At 68.4% G+C, this 2526-nt stretch carries 1 pseudogene and 1 CRISPR repeat array; the pseudogene reads right to left on the bottom strand.

The annotated features are described in order from the left end of the window. The first annotated feature begins 90 nt into the window (after nucleotides 1-90). Nucleotides 91-729: direct repeats of the CRISPR family, unit length 27 nt; unit sequence TCGGCCCCGCGCTCGCGGGGGTTGCTC. A 573-nt stretch (nucleotides 730-1302) separates the two neighbouring features. Beyond that, a pseudogene (locus ACFV6D_RS32705) lies at nucleotides 1303-2098 on the bottom strand (IS5 family transposase). Nucleotides 2099-2526: the final 428 nt, after the last annotated feature.

Consider the following 2526-nt stretch of genomic DNA (forward strand, 5'->3'; position numbering starts at 1 on the left):
GCGCCCCGTAGTCCCCCCTCCCTCTGGGTTTGGCACCGGGTCTCGGTGTGTTTGATCACAGACAGCCCTCGCCGTGTCAGGCGCTTAGCAGTCGGCCCCGCGCTCGCGGGGGTTGCTCTCCCGAGCACTTCGGCGACATCGACCGGGGCTTGTCGGCCCCGCGCTCGCGGGGGTTGCTCCAGGGCGCGCTTGACGCTTTCGGCTCCGGTGACGTCGGCCCCGCGCTCGCGGGGGTTGCTCCAGCCGCGTGGGCCAGGTCCACAGGCGGTGCAGGTCGGCCCCGCGCTCGCGGGGGTTGCTCCGTGGGCCGGCCGGTGCCGCTCACGGAACACCCGTCGGCCCCGCGCTCGCGAGGGTTGCTCCACCAGCGCGAAGCCCCGTTCCGCGAGCAACATGTCGGCCCCGCGCTCGCGGGGGTTGCTCCATGGACACCCTGGAGATGGCCGCGAACCTCCTGTCGGCCCCGCGCTCGCGGGGGTTGCTCCTGTCCCAGTTTCGCGGGAACGACGAAGCCCCGGTCGGCCCCGCGCTCGCGGGGGTTGCTCCATCGACCCCGAGCGCCGCGACCCCGCCCAGCTGTCGGCCCCGCGCTCGCGGGGGTTGCTCCGAGGTCTGACCCCCACTTCCCCAAGCCCCCACGTCGGCCCCGCGCTCGCGGGGGTTGCTCCGGCCGGCCCGGATTGCGGCTTCCTGCTCCTGCATCGGCCCCGCGCTCGCGGGGGTTGCTCCGCGGCCTCCCACTCAGACGACCACAGCAGTTCGCGGTGCTCACTCCTTCGCCCGATGATGCTGGCCCGACGAGACGACAAAATAGGCGTGGCCGCGTCAAACTGTTCGCGAATTGAGTCGCTGAATTCAACAAGTTCCCTGCGGAACTGGGCGTACGAGTCGCCAAAGGAGACCACTGACCGTGGGCCCGGCCGCGGTCCAGGGCCGTCCCACCTAGCACGCCGAGCCAGCGCCGAGGTCTAGGAGAGAACAGCTGGTTCTCCCTCAGTGCCGCCCAGACTGCTGCGGGCACGGGATTTTTCCGAGGGTGGTTGATTTCTTTCAGGACCATCTTCGCGGCTCAGTCTCCCTGGTCGGCCGCAAATCGCAATAACAGCACGGGAGTTAGACGCCTATGGGCGCTAACCACGTCGAGCGTGACCGAGTTCAAGGTCTTCCAGGCTTGGGAAGCCTTCGCTGAGAACGGTTCCGGACCCTCGATCCGCACCAGAGCCAGAGCATTCAGCAGCTCCCGCCACATTTGCGCGACCTCGTCCAAATCAAATGTCTTCTCAGCGATCTTAAGAAGACATCTCATTTGGAGAGTCTTCGGATGCAGATGAGAGCTGCGGCGATGCTGGCAAAGGCTGCGAAGTGGTCGGCCTTGCATTCGTAACGGCGGTGGAGTCGGCGGAATCCGCCGAGCCAGGCGACGGTGCGCTCGATCACCCAGCGGTGCCTGCCGAGGCGCTGGGAGGAGTCGATGCCTCGGCGGGTGATGCGGGCGGGGATCTGTCGGCGGCGAAGGTAAGCACGGATGAAGCGGTGGTCGTAGGCTTTGTCGCCGTGCAGTTTGCCGGGTCGGCGCCGCCCGGGGCCGCATCGCGAGCGGATCGGCGGGATGGCGTCGACGAGCGGTATCAGGGCCTGGCTGTCGTGGACGTTGGCCCCGGAGATCGCGAGCGACAGGGGTAAACCGGTGCGTTCGGTGAGCAGGTGGATCTTCGACCCGCACTTGCCCCGATCGACAGGATTCGGACCTGTCAGCTCCCCTTTTTCAGGGCCCGCATGTTCACCGAGTCGACCGCGCACCTCGACCAGTCCAGCTCACCCCGTGAGCCGAGCTCGTCCAGGACGACCCGGTGGAGCTTGGCCCACACCCTGGCCCTGCTCCACTCGGTGAGCGCCGGTGGGCGGTAGGCCCGGATGGGCCGAAACAAGGCGGCAGCTGAGCCCAGGTACACCCCGAGGTGGCGACGAACACGATCGCCGCCAACACCTCACGATCCCCGTGCCGCCGCCGGCCTCCGCCCTGCGGACGTACCGGAGCTTCCGGCACCACCAACTGGAACAGCTCCCACAACTCGTCCGGCACCAGGCGCTCCACGATCGTCACGGAAGCAGCCTGCAAGCCCAAATGAGATGTCTTCTAAGAACCCTGATCGTCTCCAGCTGCTGTTCCCCCGCGAGGACGAACGTGATCGCGGCTTCTCGTCGCGTGTTGCCGCGCCATTCATCGTGGGCCGCCTGCGAGGCGACCTCGGCTGCAAGCGCTGATATCGCTTCAACTTGCATGCAGTCATGATGCCCCGGCTGGCGAGCGGTTGGGCTGAGACTGGCGAACCGGGGGATGCGGAGTGGCTGTTCTTGGAGTCGGCCAGCATCTCTCACATGCTGTGCGGTCGGCGTCCTCTCAGCTGCCGGCCGCAGGTGGTGGGGGGGGGGGGTTGGGGGTGGGGGGGGGGGGGGGAGCCGAGCACGGGGGGGGGGGGGGCCCCGGGGGGGCGGGGGCGCGGGGTGTCGGGGGGGCTAGGTGAT

This window comes from Kitasatospora sp. NPDC059812 (genome assembly GCF_042732075.1).
Lineage (GTDB): Bacteria > Actinomycetota > Actinomycetes > Streptomycetales > Streptomycetaceae > Kitasatospora.